Source organism: Candidatus Pantoea multigeneris, from assembly GCF_011752615.1.
GTDB classification, from domain to species: domain Bacteria; phylum Pseudomonadota; class Gammaproteobacteria; order Enterobacterales; family Enterobacteriaceae; genus Pantoea; species Pantoea multigeneris.
Window position 1 is genome coordinate 438,034 of the sequence record NZ_VWXF01000002.1, and the last position, 22,167, is coordinate 460,200.

Genomic DNA, 22,167 nt, shown 5'->3' on the forward strand with positions numbered 1-22,167 from the left:
TGGTTGTCACTCAAGGCCTGGCTATTTCACAAACTCTTCACCCAGCTTGATGTCTTTTTTTAGTGTCTCTAGCATCCCATCCAATGCCGCCTGTTCGAACTGACTGAGAGCGCCAATCGGCTTACGTTCCACGACACCGCCCTTACCGAGTAACAGTGGCTGAGCAAAGAAGCGAGCGTACTCACCGCTGCCTTCAACATAAGCATACTCAATCACCTGTTCTTCCCCCTGTAGGGCTCGCACCAGAGCCAACCCCAGTCGAGCCGCCGCTTGTCCCATTGACAGGGTTGCCGATCCGCCACCGGCTTTCGCCTCTACCACTTCCGTACCCGCATTCTGGATACGCCTGGTCATCTCTGCCACTTCCTGGTCGCTAAACGTTACCCCAGCTACCTGAGACAACAGGGGTAAAATCGTCACGCCAGAGTGGCCACCCACAACAGGCACTTCAATCGCTTCCAGCGGTTTGTGCTTAAGCTCCGCCACAAAGGTTTTTGCCCGAATCACATCAAGCGTGGTTACACCAAACAGGCGATTTTTATCGTAGACACCGGCTTTTTTCAGTACCTCGGCCGCAATCGCCACCGTGGTATTGACCGGATTAGTGATGACGGCAATCAGTGCTTTCGGGGCCGTTTCTGCCACTTGTTCGATCAGATTACGCACGATGCCGGCATTCACGTTAAACAGATCGGCACGATCCATGCCCGGTTTGCGTGCAACACCCGCTGAGATCAATACCACATCAGCGCCTTTAAGAGCAGGGGAGGCATCTTCCCCACTGAACCCCTGCACTTTGACTGCCGTTGGAATATGGCTGAGATCAACCGCCACGCCCGGTGTCACCGGGGCGATATCGTACAGCGTAAGCTCTGATCCAGCGGGAAGTTGGGTTTTCAACAGCAGCGCCAGTGCTTGACCTATGCCGCCTGCGGCACCAAGAACAGCAACTTTCATCCTGAACTCCTTATTAAGGTGGAGCAGTGAAGAGCCGGAAAACCCTCTGATGTGACCTAATCAACTTCACAACAGCCTGTGCGGTAGCTTATCGGGTTATTAGCCACCTGCACCGCCGTTGAATGACCGTTGCCAGCAAACGTCGCAGACAGGGTTCGGCAGTGATATCGTCAAACTACAAATCAAGCATATAACAAGAATCGTCGCCCTGCTGTGCGCCAGCCGATCCTCTTTTGCTCAGGTCTGGCTTAATTTGCTATTATCCCCGGCCGCCTGTTTAGCAATAGCAAAAGTGCCACACATCAATTGCATAAAAATTCACTTAACTGCATAATAATGTCAACGCCGCACAGGCTCTCGCCTTATTAATACTCCTTAACCTGGTAACTTATGCGTAATCCAAGCAAACAAGATGATCTTATCAAAGCCTTTAAGGCACTGCTGAAACAGGAAAAATTCAGCTCACAGGGTGAAATTGTCGCTGCTCTGCAGGAAGAGGGCTTTGAAAACATTAATCAGTCCAAAGTCTCACGCATGTTGACCAAATTTGGTGCGGTGCGCACGCGCAACGCCAAAATGGAGATGGTTTACTGCCTGCCCGCCGAACTGGGCGTCCCGACCACCACCAGCCCACTGAAAAACCTCGTGCTGGATATCGACTATAACGACGCTTTAGTCGTTATTCACACCAGCCCAGGGGCCGCACAGCTGATCGCCCGCCTGCTCGACTCGCTCGGTAAAGCGGAAGGTATTCTCGGCACCATTGCCGGGGATGACACCATCTTCATTACCCCAGCACGCGCCTTCACGGTTAAGCAGTTGCACGACGCCGTTATCGACCTGTTTGAGCAGGAGCTTTAACTACCGCTCGCCTTTGCCAGCGGTTAACCTGCTGGCAACATTCTTATCTTTCCCCTCACGTTGGCTAAAACATTTAAAGCTTAAAAATCATAGTGTTAAAAAACACGCTTCGCTTGTCGCCAGACCTATCCTGACGCTAGACCCTTTCGCATTTTTATCATTATGTGTCGTTTTTCACTATTAGGCACAAATAAACCAGTTTAAATAACTGCTTCAATATCATTTGGTAGTTTAATAAACCAAACATTTTCGCACAAAACGATAAATTACCCTATGTGCTTGTTTTTAAATATAAATACCCTCTCAACCATCACCAATAAGCATCTTTTATAACTTTCCGTTATTAAAATGACGCATAAGGACAACGGATAACAACCAATCATTATTAGCAGAGTATTAATTTCAAAGGTTATTAGTTCTATACTTGTTTCCGTGATGAGAATCACACGAATATGAAGAAAAAAAGATACGACGAGGAAATGAATATGAAAATTAAAACTGCTATTGCCGCTGTGGGCATGTTATCTGCACTGTCATTCGGCGCTTTCGCCGCACAAAACATCGATACCACCCAGGCGCAGGGCCTGCACTCTTTAGGCACCATCAGCGTAAGCGGTATCGACGGCGCACCGTCTGACATCAACCAGCAGCTGAATCATCAAGCCGATAAACAAGGTGCTAAGGCATACCGTGTGATTGAGGCTTATAACAACGGCAACTATCACGCGACCGCTGAACTGTATAACTAAGTTTCAGCCAACTCACTGTCATACCACGGTGGCCCGTCGTAGCCATAGCTCCAGGCCACTAAGACCTTTTTCGGAGATAACACCATGAAAACCAAATTAACCATCGCAATCATCGGTCTGGCATCACTGCTTTCTGTTGGTGCCCACGCTGCATCACTGGTTAGCAACGATCAGGCCGCTGGCCTGCAATCAATGAATCAGACTGTTAGCATCAGCGGTATTGATGGCGACCAGACCAACATTCGTCAGGCGCTGTCACAAAAAGCCGATGCTCAAGGTGCTAGCCACTACCGCATCATTGAAGCTAACCGTGACAATACTTATCACTACACCGCTGAACTGTATAAATAAGAATAATGGCCAATGGCACCGAATAACGGTGCCAGCCATGCTTTCGACGACCCGCCCTGAAGCTATGCACACCGCAGGTTGTTGATTTAACTCTGGAGAAAAAGAATGAAAATCAAAGCCAGCATCGCCACTCTCGGTCTGTTCTCAGTGATAACTTTTGGCGCTTCCGCAGCGCAACTGGTTACTCAACAACAGGTTGATGAGCAGAATCTGCAATCTGTCGGTAGCACTGTCACTATCAGCGGCACTGCCGGATCGCCTATGGACTACCGTGCCCAGCTTTCTGAAAAAGCGAATGCGCAGGAAGCCAGTGCGTACAGGGTTATCGAAGCACGCACCGGTGACAGCTATCATGTCACCGCTGAGCTGTATAAGTAATTCCTCGTCAATCCGTTGACGACCTTTGGCCCCGCCTGCCGGGGCCCTTTTTTGCAGCACCGGGGTTACCAAACAAACGACGCTTATCCGGGCGTCGTTTTTTTTGCCTGAACGACAGAGTAAAAAAAACCGCCGGCATTGCTGCGGCGGTTAGACGTTAGATACGAATCAGGGTGTTCTGGTACTTATCTAGCATTGCAGCCAGGCGGTGTACCGGTTCGATAACACCGGTGGGAGCGTCATACTGCACTAACTTTTCCTGATAGACCTTGAGCTCTTGCAGCAAACGCTGGAAGTAATAGGCTCGCTTCTCATCATTGCTTGCTGCAACAACCCGATCGGCGGTGCTACGTAATTGCCGATGGTAAGCCGAGAGATCGGCATTGATCGGGATCTCAGCCCGTCGCAAGCGTTGATGACTAATCACCAGCGTCAGGGCAATACGGTATTTTTCAATATCGCCGGGGAACAGATTGAGCAACATAAACAACTGCTGATACAGCGCGGGTAAATGGTTTTCCCGGCGTCTGGCCTGATTAGTGGTCATGGCGGAGACTGCTGCATACATAAAGCGGTTGAGAATTTTACGTCCGGTGCGTGCTTTTGAGTTATCACGGATGATCAAGATCACCAGCAGTGACAGGAAGCAGCCAATGATCTGCCCCAGCGCGTTATCGAGGAACACCTTAAACTGAAACTGCATCGGGTTTTCCAGCACCAAAATATTAATGGTGCCAATCAACGCGCCGAGCGTCCCAACCTGACGTCGCTGAATCAAAATGCCGCTGATAAAGGCCATCACACCAAGAGAGATGCACAGCAACAACATGCTTTGCTGTGTGGCAGGCATGATCACCATAAAATAGAGCGCTCCCAGCGGCAGTGCGACCATCATGCCGTAGACAAAGTCCATGACCATGCCCAATGGGTTAGGTACACGCATGGCCAGGGCGGTGATCACCCCCATCATCACGACGCAGCCGCTGCCTGAAGTCCAGCCGGTGTAAAGCCAGAAGAAGCAGCCCAGCGCCAGTGAGACAAAAGTACGGATACCGTTGATCATCGCATGGTGCGTTTCGGCTGAACGCCCAGGCACGATAATATCACGCTGCAAAATCCCGCTTTCAATGCTGCTGATGCGGCTGTTGGTTTTCACGCCTTTCATGAGCAGCAAGTACTCAGTCGCTGCGCCTACCCAACTGCCCAGCGTCACCGGCAGTGTTTTATTACCGCTGGCACTGAACACGCGACGCAAGACTTTTAAGCGCTTATGCACATCCGCAACGCTCTCCACCTCTTTTTCAATCAGTAGGGAAAACTGGGGCGGTAGATAGTCAGGACGAACATTTTTAATCAGGAAGGTTTCTGTCGCCTGGGTGATCATGGTTAAAGAGAGCGAATGCAGGGCTTCAAGGCGAGTAGCGACAGTTTTCCAGCGTGAAGACTCCATTAAAAGCTGGCTGCGCATCCCTTTCAGCGCGGTAGTGCGACGCACCAGCGTGCTCCAGGCCTTATCCACTTCCTCTTTGTTATCACCATGGGCCACACAGAGTTGCAGCAGTTTGAACTGTGCTACCAGCAGAGAATCCACTTCGCTATCGATCACTTTTTTAATCGAACGCGGTGAAAAGAGGATATCAGCCAGAATGGCACACAGAATACCGAGCACAATCTCACTACAGCGTTCCACGGCAAACTGAGGCGCTAACGTCAGTGCGCCACTGGCATCAGCCGTGATCACAATAATTAATGCGGTATAACCTGCCAGCCCCAACGCATAGGAGTTTTCGACTTTAATTAACGAAGAGACCCAGACACAGACACCGGCCCAAATACAACACAGTAGCAGCATAATCGCGGGTGCACGCACCGTCGCGATCATGATAGTTACCGCGGCAATTGAGCCAATAAAAGTACCGATAATACGCAGAATGCCACGATAACGCAGCGCACCGGAGTAGGGATCGCCACCCGCAGCAAAAGCCGTGCCGCCAGCGACGATCCCCGCCGTCATTACGGCCCAGCGGGGGGTTTCCAGATTAAAATGAAATCCAATGAACAGTGCCGAGACTAAGGCAAAGGTCAACTTAACCGGGAAGCGGAGAAACTCAATCATCTCACCTCCGGTTAACCGAATTCACGTAACCGATTGAACAATTTACCAATTGGAGAAACATGTTCAGCTTTACGATCTTCTTTACCGGTGATGACCACAGTTGCCGTGGTGCCCGCCGGGAAGCGATTACCAGGCTGCTCATCAAGGTGGATTCGCACTGGAACGCGCTGCGCTAAACGCACCCACTCCAGGTTTGAATCGACGGTTGCCATGCCTTTGCTATCCACGCTGCTGCTGCTGTTGGTAACACCAGCCGCGACGCTTTCTACCGTGCCACGCAGCACAATGTTACTGCCCAATGGCGTGATTTCAGCGCGATAACCCGGTTGCAGGCCGTGCAGCTTCGTCTCTTCAAGGTAAGCCAGCACATGGTAAGTGCCCTTCTGCACCAAGGCCACGGCTACAGAGCCACGGTTGATGAACTCACCCTGATAGGCATTCAGGTTGGTTACCCAGCCATCCGCAGGCGCACGAATATTGGTTCGATCAAGATCGATTTGCGCTAAATCACGCGTTGCCACGGATTTTGCCAGCTGATGCTCGCTGGTTTGTAAATCGTTGTTCGACTGTTCGATAGCTTCACGCGACATTGCCGCAGTGCCGAGTTGATTACGACGAGTTGCTTCACGGCGTTTCTCGTTCACCAGCGCCTGGTAGTATTCGACATCAGCCTGAGCTTCATCCAGCGCTTTCTGGTAACGCGGACGGTCGACCACAAACAGCGTGTCGCCCTTTTTCACCAGTTGGTTATCACGCACTGGCACGTCAGTGATCAGACCGGTGACATCCGGTGCGATCGCCACGACATCAGCGGCAAAGCGAGCATCGCGCGTCCACGGGGATTCTGTATAAAAAAACCAGGCACGAAAAATGATAACGATTGCAATGATCACCAGCAGCAGAGTAATCACGTAGCGCGCGATTTTTCTTATTAGTGTTTTCACTTAAACCTCAGACAAATAGACGGGATACCAGGTAAAACACACAGCAGTAAAGCGCTGTGTTAAACAGTGCTGGATGCCAGACAAGGTCATAGATACCGCTGGGTGTCAGCACTCGCTTCACTAACCAGAACAACAACAGTGAAACGATCAACTCTACAAATATGGGCGGGAAAGAGAGCCCAAACACGACAAAAACCGGAAGCACGCTCATCAGGGATCCTTAGTTTGACTGCGCCGGACGCTCCAGAGTTGCCCACCGCAATACTGCACGGTAGGTTTATGATGTTGAGATGGCACAACACCTCACTACGGCTGGGTTAATAATAGCGTATCATCAGGGATATTAGCGACATTGCCCTGAAGGGCAATCACCACGCGTCAGAATATACGGAGCAGCGAAGAGGGGCCCGGCACGCATATAGTAACGCGCCTTACTATAATTTTTCTACTTAATGTGAGCTAAATCACTTTTTAGCCAGAGTAAACAATGGAACGACTTAAAGGCATGTCGGTATTCGCCAAAGTGGTTGAATTAGGTTCGTTTACCGCCGCCGCCAGACAGCTTCATCTTAGCGTCTCATCCATCAGCCAGATCGTCGCCAAACTGGAAGATGACCTACAAGTTAAATTGCTGAATCGAAGCACCCGCAGCCTCGGTCTCACCGAAGCGGGGAAAATCTATTATCAGGGCTGTCGCCGGATGTTGGGTGAAGCCGCGCAGGTGCATGAGCAGCTGTATGCTTTCAACAATACGCCGATAGGTGTGTTGCGTATCGGCAGTTCATCCACCATGGCACAAAACGTGCTAGCTGATATGACAACCAATATGCTGCGTGATTATCCCGGTCTGAGCGTCAACCTGGTGACCGGTAGCCCGGCACCAGACCTGATCGCCAACGGGCTGGATTTAGTGATCCGCGTTGGCCATCTGGAAAATTCCAGCCTGTTTTCACGCCGCCTCGGTGCGATGCCAATGGTCGTGTGCGCCGCACGCAGCTATCTGGCTAAACAAGGCACACCAGAGAAACCGAGTGATATCGATAACCTTTCCTGGCTGGAATACAGCGTACGCCCAGATAATAATTTTGAGCTGATAACGCCGGAAGGTGTGGTAACGCGCCTGTCACCGCAGGGGCGGTTTGTCACCAATGACTCATTAACCCTGATTCGTTGGCTGAAAGCGGGCTGCGGCATTGCCTATGTGCCACTGATGTGGGTGATTGATGAGATAACCCAGGGGGATATCGACATTCTGTTCCCCAAATATCAGTCAGAACCGCGTCCGGTCTACGCGCTGTATACTGAGAAAGACAAGATGCCGTTGAAAGTGCAGGTATGCATTGATTATCTGACCGAGTATTTCCGCACTGTATCGCAGCAGTATCAGCAACATCGTGTCAGTTTAAAATGAGGCGGCAGAGCGCCGCCTCTGGGGGAAAATCAGGCCGTGCCGCCGACGGTAATGTTATCGAGCTTCAGCGTTGGCTGGCCAACACCAACCGGTACGCTCTGTCCCTCTTTACCGCAAACGCCAACGCCTTTGTCCAGCGCCAGATCGTTACCCACCATGGAGATTTGCTGCATGGCTTCAATACCGGAGCCAATCAGCGTTGCACCTTTGATCGGGGTCGTAATTTTGCCTTTCTCGATCAGATACGCTTCTGACGTTGAGAAGACAAATTTACCCGAGGTGATGTCAACCTGACCGCCACCGAAGTTTGGTGCATACAGACCATACTCCACGCTTTCGATAATCTCTTGTGGCGTCGACTTACCGGCCAGCATATAGGTGTTGGTCATACGTGGCATTGGCAGATGTGCATAAGATTCACGACGACCATTACCGGTCGGCGCGACACCCATCAGGCGCGCATTGAGCTTATCCTGCATGTAACCTTTCAGAATGCCGTTTTCAATCAGTACGTTGTACTGACCTGGTACACCTTCGTCATCCACGGCCAGTGAGCCACGCAATCCTTCAATGGTGCCATCATCAACCACAGTACAGAGTTCTGAAGCGACCAACTGGCCCATTTTACCGCTGAAGACCGAGGTTTCACGGCGGTTGAAATCGCCTTCCAGCCCGTGTCCTACCGCTTCATGCAACAACACGCCAGGCCAGCCCGCACCCAACACCACCGGCAACGCGCCAGCCGGGGCTGCAACGGCCGAAAGGCTAACCAGTGCCAGACGCACCGCTTCTTTCGCCCATGCATCAGCACGCACTTCACCGTCTTCATCAGCCAGGAAGAACTCATAACCTACGCGCGCGCCGCCGCCACTTGAGCCACGCTCACGCTTACCATCTTGCTCAACCAACACGCTGACTGAGAGGCGAACCAGCGGACGGATATCGGCCGCCAGGGTGCCATCCGTAGCGGCAACCAATACTTGCTCATAAACACCGGTCAGGCTGGCATTCACTTCCTGTACACGCGGGTCAGCAGCACGAGCCACTTTATCGATGCGGTGCAGCAGCGCGATTTTATCTTCACGGGTCAGGCTATCGAGCGGATTAAGTGGGCGATACAGCTCGCGCTGGATCACCGCAGAAAGGGTATGAGACTTGCCGTTGCCCTGCTCGCGCACGATACTGCGTGCCGCTTCAGAAGACTGGCGCAGCGCGTTTAAGGTAATTTGGTCAGCATAGGCAAAACCGGTTTTTTCACCGCTGACGGCGCGAATACCGACGCCCTGGTCGATATGGTATGAGCCATCTTTAATGATTTTATCTTCCAGCACCCATGATTCATGCAGGCTGGACTGAAAATAGAGGTCAGCATAATCCAGACGACGTTCTGAAAGCTGCCCTAACAGAGAGTAAAGGTCCTGCTGATTAATACCGTTAGCAGATAGTAACTGCTCACTTACCAGGTTCAGAGTCATCGTTTCTCGCTCAATTATGTGCTCGGTTAATCATAGCCTGCGGCAATTCCCCGAAGACGTCAAATTCACTTCTTGTCATTTTCACGCGGCTGGCGCAGCACTTCGTGGATTTCTGGTTTATCCAGCGGGCCGCTGATGTGGTAGCGCAGCAGCGAGATTTTGTTCCAAATGGGGCCAAGGACTTTGCTGGCAGCAAAGACTGCGGCGCCAATCACTGGATTCACCACAAAGGCCGTCGCCACGCCCACTGAAGCCGAAATTTCGGGGGCAACCACCGCTTCCATCTCAATCTGGCGCTGCACCAAATCCACCTTGCCTTGCATGGCAATATCCGCTTCTAAACCATCAACCAGTAGGTTGTCGGTATGCATGATGCCGTTATCAATCCATGCCGTGCCGTTAATGGAATCAAAGTAGAAGCCTTTACTACTGAAGGTGTCTCTAAAATCGAGTCGTAGCTTACGCAGCAGTGCATCAAAGCTCACCAGTCGCAACAACTGCCCGGCTGCGCCGGTGTTCACATCGGCAATTTCACCTTTGCCAAAGTGACTTTTGAGCGTGCCACTCAATGTACGTTCTGACGGTTTCCACGGCGCCGAACGCCAGTGCAGGTCATAGTCGATATTGAACGGAGCATTACGTAGCGGTGTATTAACGCCAAACCAGTTGGTCGCATCGTTAATATTATTCCCACTCAATGTGCCCTTCAGCGCCGTACGCTGATCGCTGCCCTGGTTGACCCATGTACCGCTGATTTTCAGTTTAGCGTTGCCGGTATCTATTTGACCGTTAGTAAGTGCTAACGTACTGCCCTGCGGGTTGAGATCAGCCTGCATCCGTCCGAATTTTTGCCCCCGTAACCAGCATTCATCACAGGTTATCTGTAATGCTGGCCAGTGGCTGAAATCAATATTCTGCGTAAGGGACGTATCAGCGCTACTGCCCTGTGCCTGATCCCACTGCGGATTGTAATACAGGTAGTTGAGCCCCAGCCGCCACGGAGCGGTAGTGGACGTTTGCAGAGAACCACGCATTTCACGCGCCTGTACCGTAACGTTACGATTTCCTGCCGTTCCCTGGGTCAGGGTCGCCTTGACGTCATGCCACTCCTGCCCGCCCAGGGTCACAGAAGGTGACTGCAAGATGAAATCGCCCGGCAGCTTCGCCCCGCCAACCTGCGGTTCTCCGCTGCTACCGCTACTAGCCGCTGCCAGTAACTCTGCCCAGGCTTGCCCGTCCAGCGCGGGCAAATTCAGTACCATGCCTGAGGTTTTAGGGAGAGCTGGCAACGTTTTCGTGTCATTTTCCCAGATCCCACGCTCAACACGCAGATGCGGGGTCAGCAGCCAGTTACTGTTAAAACGATGCTTGCCTGCCACAGTACCGCTCAATGAGAAACGTTGCTGCGAACCGGTCGCGTTTACCGTGAAGGGCAGGCTCTCACCTGCCGTTTTGTCTAATGGCGCGGGTAAGCGACTGCTCACCTGTTTGGCATCACCATTCAGGCTAATCGCATAAGTCGCCTCGCCATGATTTGGCAACGTGATATCGACGTTGCTCTGCCACGGCAGTGGCCCAGCAAGCTGGCTACGAATATTTTCTGGCAGGGTTTTCAGATGCGCCAGCTGCCACTCTCCGCCTAACTTAACGTTAATCGCAAAGTGATCGGCCAGTTCCTGGGTGCTGAAGCTGACATTCGTCGGCTGACCAAACCACTGCGCCTGGAGCGTATCACTCTGCAAATTGCCGTTGTCATAACGGAAAGTCCCACTCAGGTTTTGCAGGGTGGTGCCAAGAGGAACAATATGCAGACTGTTATTTTTCATTGTCACAGTACCGCGCGCATGCACCAACTCCCCATCCAGTGGGATATCCAGGCTTAAATGGCCCTGCGTATTGCCGCCAATCTGCAACTGTTGCAGCGCCGCACCCAGACTGCTCTTCAAAGGCGTTTGCTGGAAGTAGTCGCCAATCTGCTTGCCCTGCCCGCTGAGATCGCCCTCAATCAGTAGCTTCTCTTTGAGATAATCGGGGATAGCGGCCACCAGGTTACGTGCATCCACTTCGCCTAAGCGAGCGTGTTCTGCTTTCATCCACAACCCGTCATTGACGAAATCGAGGTTGATATCCAGGTTCTGCAAAGCTGGCCAGCCCGGCTGGAAAGCAAAGGTAGACTGACGCAGCGGTACCCAAACCTCAAACATGCCATCATTGTGTTTGAACGGGAACAGCTGCGGGTTACCCGCGAACAGCAGCGTCGCATCACCCACCTGCCCGCCCTGAATGGCAGTACTGAGATAATGGGTCAGATCTTTACCCATTAGCGGTTCAGGGAAATAACGCCAGGCATCTCCGGCATCTGTCACGCGGATCCCAGCCAGAATATCCAGCCGTGGAGCATCTCCGCTGTTTTGCTGATATTTAAAGTCACCGCGCGCATGTAACGAACGAGCCTGAACATCAAGATCGTGCCCGGCCAGCGTCAAACCCTGATCATCGTGCTGCCAGTTCAGGGTGCCGGTGACCTGGTGGATCTCCAGCGGAGCCTTGAACATTTTGCTGTAAGGGACGAGAGTGTCACCCAGCTGTATTTGCACCTGACCATCATTCACGCTGCCACTCGCCTGGCCATTTAGCCCGGACATCCCCGGTAATAATTCCCACGGCTGCCAGCCTAAATCACGCCACTTTGCCTGAAGGCGGGTTTTTTCCGGCTGATTGAGCGGAATATCCAGCGCCAGCGCATCGATTTTCCCCTGTGGCTGTAGCGCCTGCCAATCTGTCACCAGCGTGGGGGCCAATGGCGTAAACAGGGGCAGCAGTGGCGACAAACGCTGAAGATCTAACTGCGTTGCACGTACCCGCACTTCAGCGGGCTGGCCACTGCCCAACCCTTGCTGATCTTCCGGACGCCACAACAGCGAGAAGTTACCGTTCGGCCATGCTACGCCATCGGTGCTGAGGCGCGTTTGTGGCACAGATACCGCCCAACCATTTTGGAAGCGGGACAGATGTGCCGTAAGGCCATCAACCTGTAACTGATGGGTTTTGTCATCCCCCTGCCAGCTTGCGCCGCCATTACGCAGCAACAGGTCACCCGCGTAGAGATCGCCATCGCGCAGCGTTGCCCAGGCTGTCAGGCTAAATTTGGCACTCTCCAGTCGGGTGTTATCCTGCATCCAGCGGCCCAGCCACGGGCGGGCATCTACGTCATCCGCCTGCAGCCAGATACGACCGTCATTGAGCAACCCGTGATTATCGTTGAGATCTAGCCGTACCTGAACCACACCGTGTTGACCGGTGAAGCTGGATAAACTGACTTCGCCTTCTGCGCGATGCCGATTTTTTTCATTCAGCCAGGTCAGTTTAGGGATCGCTAATTCGGCGTGCTGGCCGGATGGCGTCAGAAAGCGAATGGTGCTGTCGCGCAGGTCAAAGTGGTCAAACTGATTGAGGAACAGATCGTTGATCTGTCCGGGTTTAAAGCTGTTTTTTTGCTGATCGTTGCTCAGCAACTGGCGAGAAGTTTCAAGATGAAGCTGCCAGAAGGTCAGATCGCGGAACTGCCAGCGCCCGTGCAGCAACGACTGCCACACATTCAGGGCCAGATTAATACGGCCAACGCTGAGGCGATCGGTTTGGTTGATTTGCACCTGCATCTGGCGGATTTGCAGCGTTGGGCCAAAGTTTTCCCAACTCCCCTCCAGAGAATCTGCGCTGACCGTTACACCCGCTACCTGCGAGATGCGTTTGAGCAACTCGCCACGGTAGCTATCGACGTGCGGAAGTAACAGGCGTAAGCCGCTGACCAGCAGCGCCACGATGACAATGATGGTGGCGACCAGCAGTAACAAAATCTTCGGCAACTGCCTCACTCACAGCACTCCTTGTCTTTCGCGAAAATCTGCACAAATGCGCGATAGTTCCAGCTATCTGCGCCGCACAAGGGGGGTTTTACATCATCACCACGTCAAACTGCTCCTGACTATAAAGCGGTTCTACGTGGACTTTAACCTGTTTGCCAACAAAGATTTCCACCTCTGCTAACGCGTGTGATTCTTCGCCTTTCAGGGTATCACCCACGGCTGGTGAGACATACACCAGGAAACGATCGGAGTCATAGGCATGATGCACGCGCACAATTTCACGCATGATTTCATAGCAGACGGTTTCTACCGTTTTTAACGTACCGCGCCCTTTACACACCGGGCAGTCAGCACACAGGACGTGTTCAATACTCTCACGCGTGCGTTTGCGCGTCATCTCCACCAATCCCAAAGCGGAGAAACCGTTAATGCCGGTTTTCACCCGATCTTTGCTTAAGGCGCTTTCCAGCGAGTGGAGCACCCGGCGGCGGTGATCGTCATTGCTCATATCGATGAAGTCGATGATGATGATGCCGCCTAAATTGCGCAGCCGCAGTTGGCGAGCAATCGCCTGCGTTGCCTCAATATTGGTGTTGAAGATGGTTTCATCGAGATTGCGGTGGCCTACAAAGGCACCGGTATTGATGTCGATGGTGGTCATCGCTTCGGTTTGATCGATGATCAGATAACCGCCGGACTTCAGCTCAACTTTTCTGTCTAACGATCGTTGGATTTCGTTTTCTACATCAAACAGATCAAAGATGGGCTGCTTGCCGCTGTATAGCTCCAGCTTCCCGGCCATTTCAGGAATATATTCACCGGTAAACTCCACCAGCAGATCGCAAGTCAGGCGTGAATCCACCCGGATTCGATCCAGCGCGGCACCGGCAAAATCACGCAGGACGCGTTGCGCCAGCGCCAGCTCACCATACAGCAGACAGCGCGTCTGATTGCGTTTTTTACGCTCGATCACTTTGGTCCACAGGCGCTTCAGAAATGCCGCATCCTGCGCAAGTTCTTCGTTACCGATGCTCTCAGCAGCGGTTCGGATAATAAATCCGCCCTGCTCATCACAGTAGTCACTGACCACGTTTTTTAAACGGTCGCGCTCTTTTTCGCTCTCAATGCGCTGTGAAACGCCCACGTGTGATGCACCGGGCATGAACACCAGATAGCGCGAGGGCAGCGTGATATCCGTCGTCAGACGAGCACCTTTGGTCCCAAGTGGATCTTTGACCACTTGTACCACCAGATCTTGTCCCTGACGCACCAGCTCAGAAATATCTCGGACGTGGAAGTTTTTACGTTCGTCACCCGCGACACATTCGGTGTGCGGCATGATGTCAGAAGCGTGGAGGAAAGCGGCTTTATCCAGACCGATGTCAACAAAGGCTGCCTGCATCCCAGGCAAAACACGACTTACACGACCCTTGTAGATGTTACCGACAATGCCACGTCGCGCTTCACGCTCAATATGGATTTCCTGCAGAATACCGCCATCGATATAGGCAACGCGGGTTTCAGAGGGTGTTACATTTATCAGTAGTTCAGCCGTCATCTTGTCCCCTCACGGCACGCAGCGACTGAAAATGGCTGTATAACTCCGCAGTTTCAACCAGCGGTAGTCCAACCACTGCGTGGTAGCTTCCATTAATTTTGCGTACAAAGTTACCACCAAACCCCTGAATACCATACGCTCCGGCTTTATCCATTGGTTCGCCGGTCGCAATATAGTCACGGATATCCTGCTCGCTCAACGTACGGAATGTCACTTCCGTCATCACCAGGCAGTCCAGCTGACGCTGGCGATCGGCCAGCGCTACCGCCGTCATGACCTGATGCGTATGGCCAGAGAGCTTATGTAGCATCTCGGCCGCATGTTCGGCATCAACGGGTTTTTCCAGCACTTCACCTTGCAGAACCACAATAGTATCAGCGCCCAGCACTGGTAAATTTTCAGCGGCTAACGCGACTCCCGCCTGGGCTTTATCGTTAGCAAGCCGCAGCACATAGTGCTCGGCAGCTTCGCCCGGCAGGCGCTGCTCCTCAACGTCCGTTACCAGACGTTCGAATTGTAAACCAAGCTGCGTTAACAACTCACGGCGACGTGGCGAACCAGAAGCAAGATAGAGGGATACCATTCTATGTCCTTTACTGCACAGCAAACTGACGACGGATTTTTCTCATCAGTAAGAATAGCCAAGGCCAGAGCAGGCCGTCGACCAGGCTGCCCCAGAAAATCTCTGGGCGGAATGAGACGTTAATCACCAGGAATTCGGCCCAGAAGACAATCACATCCACGGCCAGTGACAACACCATCACCATGAGTGCCTGTTGCCACAGGGCCAGATTGCGAAATAGCTGGAATTTAAAGGCGACCAGATAAGCAATAATGCTCAGTGCCAGCGCACGCACGCCAAGGGTTGATCCAGCAATTAAATCAACCACTGCACCCAGCACAAAGCCTGTGCCGACATTTACACGATGTGGTAATGCTAACACCCAATAAACCAGGATCAGCAGAACCCAGGAAGGCCGGAACATGAAAAGCTGTTCCGGCCACGGCATAATTTGCAGGACGAGGGCAACCAAAAATGACAGCCAGATAACCCAACGACCCTGGCTGCGATATCGACTCAAGGCTGCCCTCCAGGCATACGGGAACGACTTCCTGCTGGCGCAGGTGGCCCCATTTGTTCACCGGACTGCGTACTGGCAGGCGCTGGTGGACCCATCTCACCCGCTGGCGGAAGCACCTGAGGCATCATCTGCATCAGTCGCTCATTCGCCACACGATGAACCTCTTCAGGTGACATCGGCTTATCACCATTCTGATCGCTACCCCACAACAACAGCAGGTAACGCAGACGCTGGAGATCGGCAGTTGGGCGCGCCTGAATGACCGTGTAGGCACGCTGAGTATCCACTTTAACGGAAGACACAACACCCACTGGATAGCCTTCCGGGAAGCGACCACCCAGACCCGAAGTGACCAGTACATCGCCAACGCGAATATCGGTGTTTCCAGGCAGATGCTCAAGTTGCAGATCTTCTGAGCAGCCGTTACCCGCCGCAATCACGCGGATATCGTTACGTAATACCTGTATCGGTAATGCGTGGGACGCATCGCAAATCAACAGCACACGACTTGTGACTTGCCCGACAGAAACCACCTGCCCGACAACGCCTTTATCGCTGATTACTGGTTGGCCTTCGAACACACCGTTAATGCTGCCTTTATCAATCACCACCTGATCGCTGTAAGGATCGGTACTGGTGGAGATCACCTGGGTCACCATCTTATGCTCGTCCTGACGTAACGGTGAGCCGAGCAGCTCCCTCAGGCGCGCATTTTCCTGCTTATATTGCCCCAGCAGTAGCAGGTCGCTGTTTTTGAGAAACAGCTCGCGCCGTAAGGCTTTATTTTCCAGTTCAAGCTGCTGACGTGATGCCAGCGTGTCGGAGATGCCGTCCAGCAACTGGCGCGGCCCGTTGGCAAGGAAATAGAACGGGCTTACCGACGTGTCCAGATAATTGCGAATCTGAGTAAATGAACTCACGCGACTGTCGACGACAATAATGGCAATAGCCACGATAACTGCCAGGCACAGACGCAATTGCAGGGATGGCCCCCTGCTAAAAATCGGCTTCATAAAATCTGCGTAATCCTCGACAACAGGTAAGGAAGCACGGATTTACCCCCGTACTTCCCAGGGCCGGACGCATCACGCCGTCGCACAAAGCGGCAGCAAGAAGCGATTCCCTGCGCAATGTGATCGCGGTCTCAGCCGATTGAGGCAATTATTCTTCGCTGAACAAATCGCCGCCATGCATGTCGATCATTTCCAACGCTTTACCACCACCACGCGCTACGCAGGTCAGCGGATCTTCAGCAACCACAACCGGGATGCCGGTCTCTTCCATCAGCAGGCGATCCAGGTTACGCAGCAATGCGCCACCACCGGTCAATACCATGCCGCGCTCAGAGATATCTGACGCCAGCTCAGGTGGGCACTGCTCCAGGGCAACCATCACCGCACTTACGATGCCAGTCAGAGGTTCCTGCAGCGCCTCAAGAATTTCGTTGGAGTTCAGCGTGAAGCCACGTGGCACACCTTCTGCCAGGTTACGACCACGCACTTCGATCTCGTGGACTTCGTCGCCCGGATACGCTGAACCAATCCCATGCTTAATACGTTCTGCCGTTGCTTCACCAATCAGTGAACCGTAGTTACGGCGAACATAATTAATAATAGCTTCATCGAAGCGATCACCACCAATGCGCACAGACGAGGAGTAAACCACGCCGTTCAGGGAGATCACGGCAACTTCAGTGGTACCACCACCAATATCGACAACCATTGAACCGGTTGCTTCAGAAACTGGCAGACCTGCACCGATCGCAGCAGCCATTGGCTCTTCGATCAGGAAAACTTCACGTGCGCCTGCACCCTGTGCAGATTCACGAATGGCACGGCGCTCAACCTGAGTAGCACCTACCGGAACGCACACCAGCACACGTGGGCTAGGGCGCATAAAGCTGTTGCTGTGCACTTGCTTAATGAAGTGCTGCAGCATTTTTTCGGTCACGAAGAAATCGGCGATAACACCGTCTTTCATCGGACGAATAGCGGCGATATTCCCCGGAGTACGGCCCAGCATCTGTTTGGCATCATGGCCTACAGCGGCAACGCTTTTCGGAGAACCGGCACGATCCTGACGGATGGCCACAACGGACGGCTCGTTCAGCACGATGCCCTGTCCTTTTACATAAATCAGGGTATTGGCGGTACCCAAGTCAATGGACAAGTCATTGGAAAACATGCCACGAAATTTTTTAAACATACTAAAGGATAATCCTGCAAGCTGGGGGCGGAAAATAAAATCCGCCTACTTTACCAACCACGCGAAGCCGCTACAAGGCGCAAAATCACTCCGTCTCGGGGAGAGAAATCCCTCCGATGAGCTCTTATCGGTAGTGCTAACGCAGCGAATATGGCGGCAAGGGGCGTAATAGCCCGGTTATTTACAGTAAACGGAAGCAAAGCTCCCCTGCGCGGACATAAAATCTAACATTTAAGCTGAAAAATTTGCCTGAGTATCGCGGGAAAAGCGGGGGATTGCCAGCAGAAAACCGCGATTCCATGACGCCAAACTAAACCCGATAACGTTGGGTGTATTTCTTCACATTACTGTTAACCGGTAATGACGGGGCAAAAAGATCCCCCTGCCCACCAGTAATGCCTAGTGTCATCAATGCTTGCCACTCATCACGGGTACGCACACCTGACGCAAATAGCTGCGTTCCGGTGGATTTGCACACCTCCAGCAAGCTCTGGACAAACAACTGATTTTCCATGCGGCGATCGATATTTCTTACCAGCCCAGCATCCAGTTTGATCAACTCAATCGGAAGCTGACGAATATAGGCGCTGCTGACCACAGTCAGGCCAGCTTGATTAACCGCAATACGACACCCGAAAGCACGCAATGCACGGAACACCGGCGTTAACCGGTTGATGTGTTGACACACATCCGACTCAGCAAGTTCAAATAAAAATCGCCGCCGCTGGCCTTTGGTGCATTGCAATAACAAAGACTGCAACCACAGCACAAATGGCCGTTGGAGTAGGGATTCTATCGTTACTGGCAGGGAAATATTCTCCTCCGGCCACATCTCCGAAAGGGCTGCAATTCGCTGTACCAGTTGACGATCCCAGGGCTCAGCCATACCTAGCTGAAGCACCAGCGGCATATATTCTGCGGCCAGCACTTCTTTATCGCCATCGAAAATACGTGACAAGATCGTACGGTGATGGACTGTGCCATCCTGCATTACCGCTGGCTTTTGATACAGACGCGGCCCACCACGGCTCAGGGTATTTTCCAGCAACGTGCGCCAGCGTACGCTGCCTCGTCCCGGATCGCGCGGATTGCCATCACCATTCGCCCAGTTGTTACCGCCCAGCAGCGCCGCACGACGGGTAGCGACTTCAACCCCTTCCATCACCTGCGCCACAGACTGCCCACTGCGCCAGGCGCTGATGCCGATGTGAATCAGGTCATCACGATCGATCATTCTCATTGGGGGGAGTGAATCCACGGCGTTGATCACCTGGTCCGCGATGCCGCTGGCCTCTTTCATACTGCGATGGGGTAGCAATACGCTAAAGTCATTGCGGATATAACGTGCAAGTAACGCGCCCGGGTAGCGCAAAATGAAGGTGGATAACATGTTGACCAGATCAAACATATATTCATCCACCAGCGCACTGCCCAATACCTCATTTAACGTTTCGAGATCCGGCAGACGGATCATCATCACAACGCCATGGGTGCCGACATCTTCCTGATCTTCCAGCAACGTGGCGAGCTGATTGTCAAAGAACAGACGGTTATTCAGCCCTGTGCGGCTATCCTGGGCTGCAAATGTGCGGATCAAGGTGTCAAAACGTAGACGCTGCTCGCTGGCCTCCTGTAGATCAGCCAGCAGGAGATCCAATGCCTGGCTGGCCTGAGGTGGCCACTCTTCAATGCCTGGCTGACGCGCAATCACCCTCTTCCCTTCGATAACATCGCGCGATCGGGTTTCCAGCGCTTCCATGCCACTCCACTGACGCCTTAACCAGTGATGAGTAATGAACAGCATTAGCAACATGAAGAGCACGATCACAGTAAAGGCGCTCAAGGTGTAAACACCAGAGAGCGAACGAAGCCAGGTACGTGCGGGATCCAGCACCATCACATGCAATTTCATGCCCGGTTGATGCACCAGAGTGACATCAAACTGAATGAACTCGTTGGATTCATCGTTCAGTGCGGGATTTTGCTGTGGAGTGAGCTGGTAAAGGGTGTTGGCGTGGCTGGTGAGCGTTAATCGCTCGGCGGTAATGACGCGCATAACATGTTCAAGCCAGGGGCTAAGCTGCTCTGGTGATTGTGTGATCAGTGCGGTATCGATTTCAGCCGCGAGGATATTTACGCGATCCTGTACCCGCTCGTGGCTGATCCATAAAAAACTGAACAGGCTGCCCGCCAGCATTAAGACCATTGCCAGCAGGATCAATCCGGTGATAAACGCCGAAAGTTTTGTAGTTAATCGCATCCCTGTGCCTGCTACGCTTATAGTGACTTCGTGTGTCATTCGCTCGCGCCATTATAACGCCGTCCGGCGATAACAGAACGATTACCTTGTATTTTCGGCCCATTCCCAATCGCCCACCAGGACAAGGAAATAGCCGCTTTTATCCTTAAAATTCGCCTAAAGCCTCTCGTTTCACCCTGTTTAGTCGTTGAGCTTGTCGGAGAAAAGATCATGAAAGACAATAAAAAACTGACCGAAAATGATGTTACACCCGAAACTATCTTCAATATGCAACGCCGCGAAGTCCTGAAAAAGTTGGGACTGAGTGCCGCTGCGCTTAGCATCCCCGGACTGGCTCAGGCTGACATCTTAAGCTGGTTCAAGGGCAACGATCGACCTGCTGCGCCTGCAGGCCGGGCACTACAATTTAGCGAACCGGCACAATATCAGGCCAAACTCACTTTAACGCCAGCAGATAAAGTCTCCGGCTATAACAATTTTTACGAATTTGGTCTTGATAAGGCCGATCCTGCGGCCAATGCCGGTAGCCTGAAAACCTCGCCGTGGCAGGTAGAAATTGGCGGTGAGGTGGCAAAACCGATCACCCTGGATATGGATGATATTTTTAAACGCTTTGCGATGGAACAGCGGATTTATCGTATGCGCTGTGTGGAAGCCTGGTCAATGGTGATTCCCTGGGTTGGCTTCGAGCTGAGTAAATTGCTTAACCTGGCCGAACCGACCAGTCATGCACGCTTCGTCGCTTTTCAGACCGTCTATGCGCCAGATCAGATGCCGGGGCAGAAAGACAGATTTATTGGTGGTGGTCTGAATTATCCCTACGTAGAAGGTCTGCGTCTGGATGAAGCTATGCATCCTTTAACGCTCATCAGTACCGGCGTTTACGGTAAAGCACTGCCCCCACAGAATGGCGCCCCATTACGCCTCACGGTGCCATGGAAATATGGCTTTAAAGGCATTAAATCCATCGTGAAAATCACGTTAACGCGCGATCAGCCCCCGACAACCTGGAATCAGGGTGCGCCTGATGAATATGGCTTCTATGCCAACGTTAATCCACACGTTGACCATCCGCGCTGGTCGCAGGCTACTGAACGTTTCATTGGTTCTGGTGGCCTACTCAATGTGCAGCGCCAGCCAACTCTGCTTTTTAACGGTTACGCAGAACAGGTCGCCTCTCTGTATCACGGGTTAGATCTGCGGGAGAATTTCTAGTGCGTCTGACACTCAAGCAGGTTAACTGGCTAAAAGTCATTTTCCATTTAGCGGCATTTTTGCCGCTGATTTGGCTCATCTATGCCATCAATAGCGGTGGACTGAGTGCCGACCCAGCCAAAGACATTCAGCATTTTACCGGCAGGATGGCACTGAAATTACTGCTGGCCACGTTATTAGTGACGCCATTAACGCGTTACCTGAAGCAGCCACTGTTAATTCGCACTCGCCGCATGCTGGGTTTATGGTGCTTTTTCTGGGCCAGCGTCCATCTGCTGAGCTACTACTTGCTGGAGTTAGGTTATGATCACCTAAACTTGTTGGGAAAAGAGCTGATCTCGCGACCTTATCTGACCTTAGGGATTATTAGCTGGACGGTTTTGCTGCTGTTAGCCCTGACCTCACTGCAATACGCCCAGCGTAAGCTCGGCAGACGTTGGCAAATTCTGCATAACTTCATCTATCTGGTGGCGATCCTCGCCCCGATTCACTATCTGTGGTCGGTCAAGATTTTGTCGCCTCAACCCATGATATATGCGGCTTTGGCCCTGATTTTACTCGGACTTCGTTACAAGAAGTTGCGTAAATGGTGGCCATAAATATGCCTTCAGGGTTGTCTTCACCCTCAATTTTCTGTTAAAAGGTGAACCCACAGAGTCATCCCGAATTAACTTCGCAGATAAATCCAGTATTTTGCAGCGAATTGTCACGATACGGATATAATGCCGAACTTTAGTGC

General features: G+C 52.4%; 19 protein-coding genes. 7 read left to right on the plus strand and 12 right to left on the minus strand.

Features of this window, described 5'->3' with window-relative positions; genetic code table 11:
* Nucleotides 1-21: 21 nt before the first annotated feature.
* Entirely contained in the window at nucleotides 22-957 is a 936-nt protein-coding gene (gene mdh / locus F3J40_RS07475; RefSeq protein WP_167013357.1) for a malate dehydrogenase, read from the minus strand.
* A gap of 390 nt (nucleotides 958-1,347) precedes the next feature.
* On the opposite strand from mdh, the gene argR reads away from it, so the two are divergent.
* The 4 genes from argR to yhcN (F3J40_RS07495) all read left to right on the plus strand — a co-directional run bounded on the left by argR (nucleotide 1,348) and on the right by yhcN (F3J40_RS07495) (nucleotide 3,296).
* Nucleotides 1,348-1,818: a transcriptional regulator ArgR gene (gene argR / locus F3J40_RS07480; protein ID WP_017345574.1), complete on the plus strand. Its 471-nt coding sequence runs from the start codon at nucleotides 1,348-1,350 to the stop codon at nucleotides 1,816-1,818.
* 485 nt (nucleotides 1,819-2,303) lie between these two features.
* Nucleotides 2,304-2,567 carry a peroxide/acid stress response protein YhcN gene (gene yhcN, locus F3J40_RS07485; RefSeq protein WP_167013359.1) on the plus strand — a complete coding sequence of 88 codons (264 nt, stop codon included), beginning with the start codon at nucleotides 2,304-2,306 and terminating at the stop codon, nucleotides 2,565-2,567.
* Between the two features lie 84 nt (nucleotides 2,568-2,651).
* Entirely contained in the window at nucleotides 2,652-2,918 is a 267-nt protein-coding gene (locus F3J40_RS07490) for a YdgH/BhsA/McbA-like domain containing protein (RefSeq protein ID WP_167013361.1), read from the plus strand.
* Between the two features lie 105 nt (nucleotides 2,919-3,023).
* Nucleotides 3,024-3,296: a peroxide/acid stress response protein YhcN gene (gene yhcN / locus F3J40_RS07495; RefSeq protein WP_167013363.1), complete on the plus strand. Its 273-nt coding sequence runs from the start codon at nucleotides 3,024-3,026 to the stop codon at nucleotides 3,294-3,296.
* Between the two features lie 157 nt (nucleotides 3,297-3,453).
* On the opposite strand, the gene aaeB is transcribed toward yhcN (F3J40_RS07495), so the two are convergent.
* Genes aaeB through aaeX form a run of 3 tightly spaced genes read right to left on the minus strand, consistent with a single transcriptional unit; the run spans nucleotide 3,454 to nucleotide 6,567 of the window.
* On the minus strand, nucleotides 3,454-5,412 hold the full coding sequence (gene aaeB, locus F3J40_RS07500) for a p-hydroxybenzoic acid efflux pump subunit AaeB (protein WP_167013365.1): 1,959 nt from the start codon (nucleotides 5,410-5,412) through the stop codon (nucleotides 3,454-3,456).
* An 11-nt stretch (nucleotides 5,413-5,423) separates the two neighbouring features.
* Nucleotides 5,424-6,356 carry a p-hydroxybenzoic acid efflux pump subunit AaeA gene (aaeA, locus tag F3J40_RS07505; RefSeq protein ID WP_026042355.1) on the minus strand — a complete coding sequence of 311 codons (933 nt, stop codon included), beginning with the start codon at nucleotides 6,354-6,356 and terminating at the stop codon, nucleotides 5,424-5,426.
* A 7-nt stretch (nucleotides 6,357-6,363) separates the two neighbouring features.
* On the minus strand, nucleotides 6,364-6,567 hold the full coding sequence (aaeX, locus tag F3J40_RS07510) for a p-hydroxybenzoic acid efflux pump operon protein AaeX (RefSeq protein WP_017345568.1): 204 nt from the start codon (nucleotides 6,565-6,567) through the stop codon (nucleotides 6,364-6,366).
* Between the two features lie 276 nt (nucleotides 6,568-6,843).
* On the opposite strand from aaeX, the gene aaeR reads away from it, so the two are divergent.
* A complete protein-coding gene (aaeR, locus tag F3J40_RS07515) occupies nucleotides 6,844-7,767 on the plus strand; it encodes an HTH-type transcriptional activator AaeR (RefSeq protein WP_026042354.1) in 924 nt (307 codons plus the stop codon).
* A gap of 29 nt (nucleotides 7,768-7,796) precedes the next feature.
* On the opposite strand, the gene tldD is transcribed toward aaeR, so the two are convergent.
* From tldD to csrD, 8 genes are all read right to left on the minus strand, one after another.
* Nucleotides 7,797-9,242 carry a metalloprotease TldD gene (gene tldD, locus F3J40_RS07520; protein ID WP_017345566.1) on the minus strand — a complete coding sequence of 482 codons (1,446 nt, stop codon included), beginning with the start codon at nucleotides 9,240-9,242 and terminating at the stop codon, nucleotides 7,797-7,799.
* A gap of 65 nt (nucleotides 9,243-9,307) precedes the next feature.
* The gene (gene yhdP / locus F3J40_RS07525) at nucleotides 9,308-13,117 is read right to left on the minus strand and encodes an AsmA2 domain-containing protein YhdP (protein ID WP_167013367.1); all 3,810 of its coding nucleotides are present in this window, start codon (nucleotides 13,115-13,117) and stop codon (nucleotides 9,308-9,310) included.
* Nucleotides 13,118-13,196: 79 nt separating this feature from the next.
* Complete coding sequence (gene rng, locus F3J40_RS07530) at nucleotides 13,197-14,666, minus strand: ribonuclease G (RefSeq protein ID WP_167013369.1); 1,470 nt, start codon at nucleotides 14,664-14,666, stop codon at nucleotides 13,197-13,199.
* Nucleotides 14,656-15,249 carry a Maf family protein gene (locus F3J40_RS07535; protein WP_167013371.1) on the minus strand — a complete coding sequence of 198 codons (594 nt, stop codon included), beginning with the start codon at nucleotides 15,247-15,249 and terminating at the stop codon, nucleotides 14,656-14,658. Before F3J40_RS07535 ends, rng begins: the two co-directional genes overlap by 11 nt.
* 10 nt (nucleotides 15,250-15,259) lie before the next feature.
* Nucleotides 15,260-15,748 carry a rod shape-determining protein MreD gene (gene mreD, locus F3J40_RS07540; protein ID WP_017345562.1) on the minus strand — a complete coding sequence of 163 codons (489 nt, stop codon included), beginning with the start codon at nucleotides 15,746-15,748 and terminating at the stop codon, nucleotides 15,260-15,262.
* Nucleotides 15,745-16,761, minus strand: a complete 1,017-nt coding sequence (gene mreC / locus F3J40_RS07545; protein ID WP_167013373.1) for a rod shape-determining protein MreC — start codon at nucleotides 16,759-16,761, stop codon at nucleotides 15,745-15,747. Before mreC ends, mreD begins: the two co-directional genes overlap by 4 nt.
* 148 nt (nucleotides 16,762-16,909) lie before the next feature.
* Nucleotides 16,910-17,953: a rod shape-determining protein MreB gene (gene mreB, locus F3J40_RS07550; RefSeq protein ID WP_007891976.1), complete on the minus strand. Its 1,044-nt coding sequence runs from the start codon at nucleotides 17,951-17,953 to the stop codon at nucleotides 16,910-16,912.
* Nucleotides 17,954-18,263: 310 nt separating this feature from the next.
* Complete coding sequence (csrD, locus tag F3J40_RS07555) at nucleotides 18,264-20,213, minus strand: RNase E specificity factor CsrD (RefSeq protein WP_167013375.1); 1,950 nt, start codon at nucleotides 20,211-20,213, stop codon at nucleotides 18,264-18,266.
* 210 nt (nucleotides 20,214-20,423) lie between these two features.
* Here csrD and msrP point away from each other — a divergent pair, with 210 nt between their 5' ends.
* Nucleotides 20,424-21,428 carry a protein-methionine-sulfoxide reductase catalytic subunit MsrP gene (msrP, locus tag F3J40_RS07560; protein WP_167013378.1) on the plus strand — a complete coding sequence of 335 codons (1,005 nt, stop codon included), beginning with the start codon at nucleotides 20,424-20,426 and terminating at the stop codon, nucleotides 21,426-21,428.
* A complete protein-coding gene (gene msrQ, locus F3J40_RS07565; RefSeq protein WP_167013380.1) occupies nucleotides 21,428-22,027 on the plus strand; it encodes a protein-methionine-sulfoxide reductase heme-binding subunit MsrQ in 600 nt (199 codons plus the stop codon). The genes msrP and msrQ overlap by 1 nt, the downstream gene beginning before the upstream one ends.
* The last annotated feature ends 140 nt before the right edge of the window (nucleotides 22,028-22,167 follow it).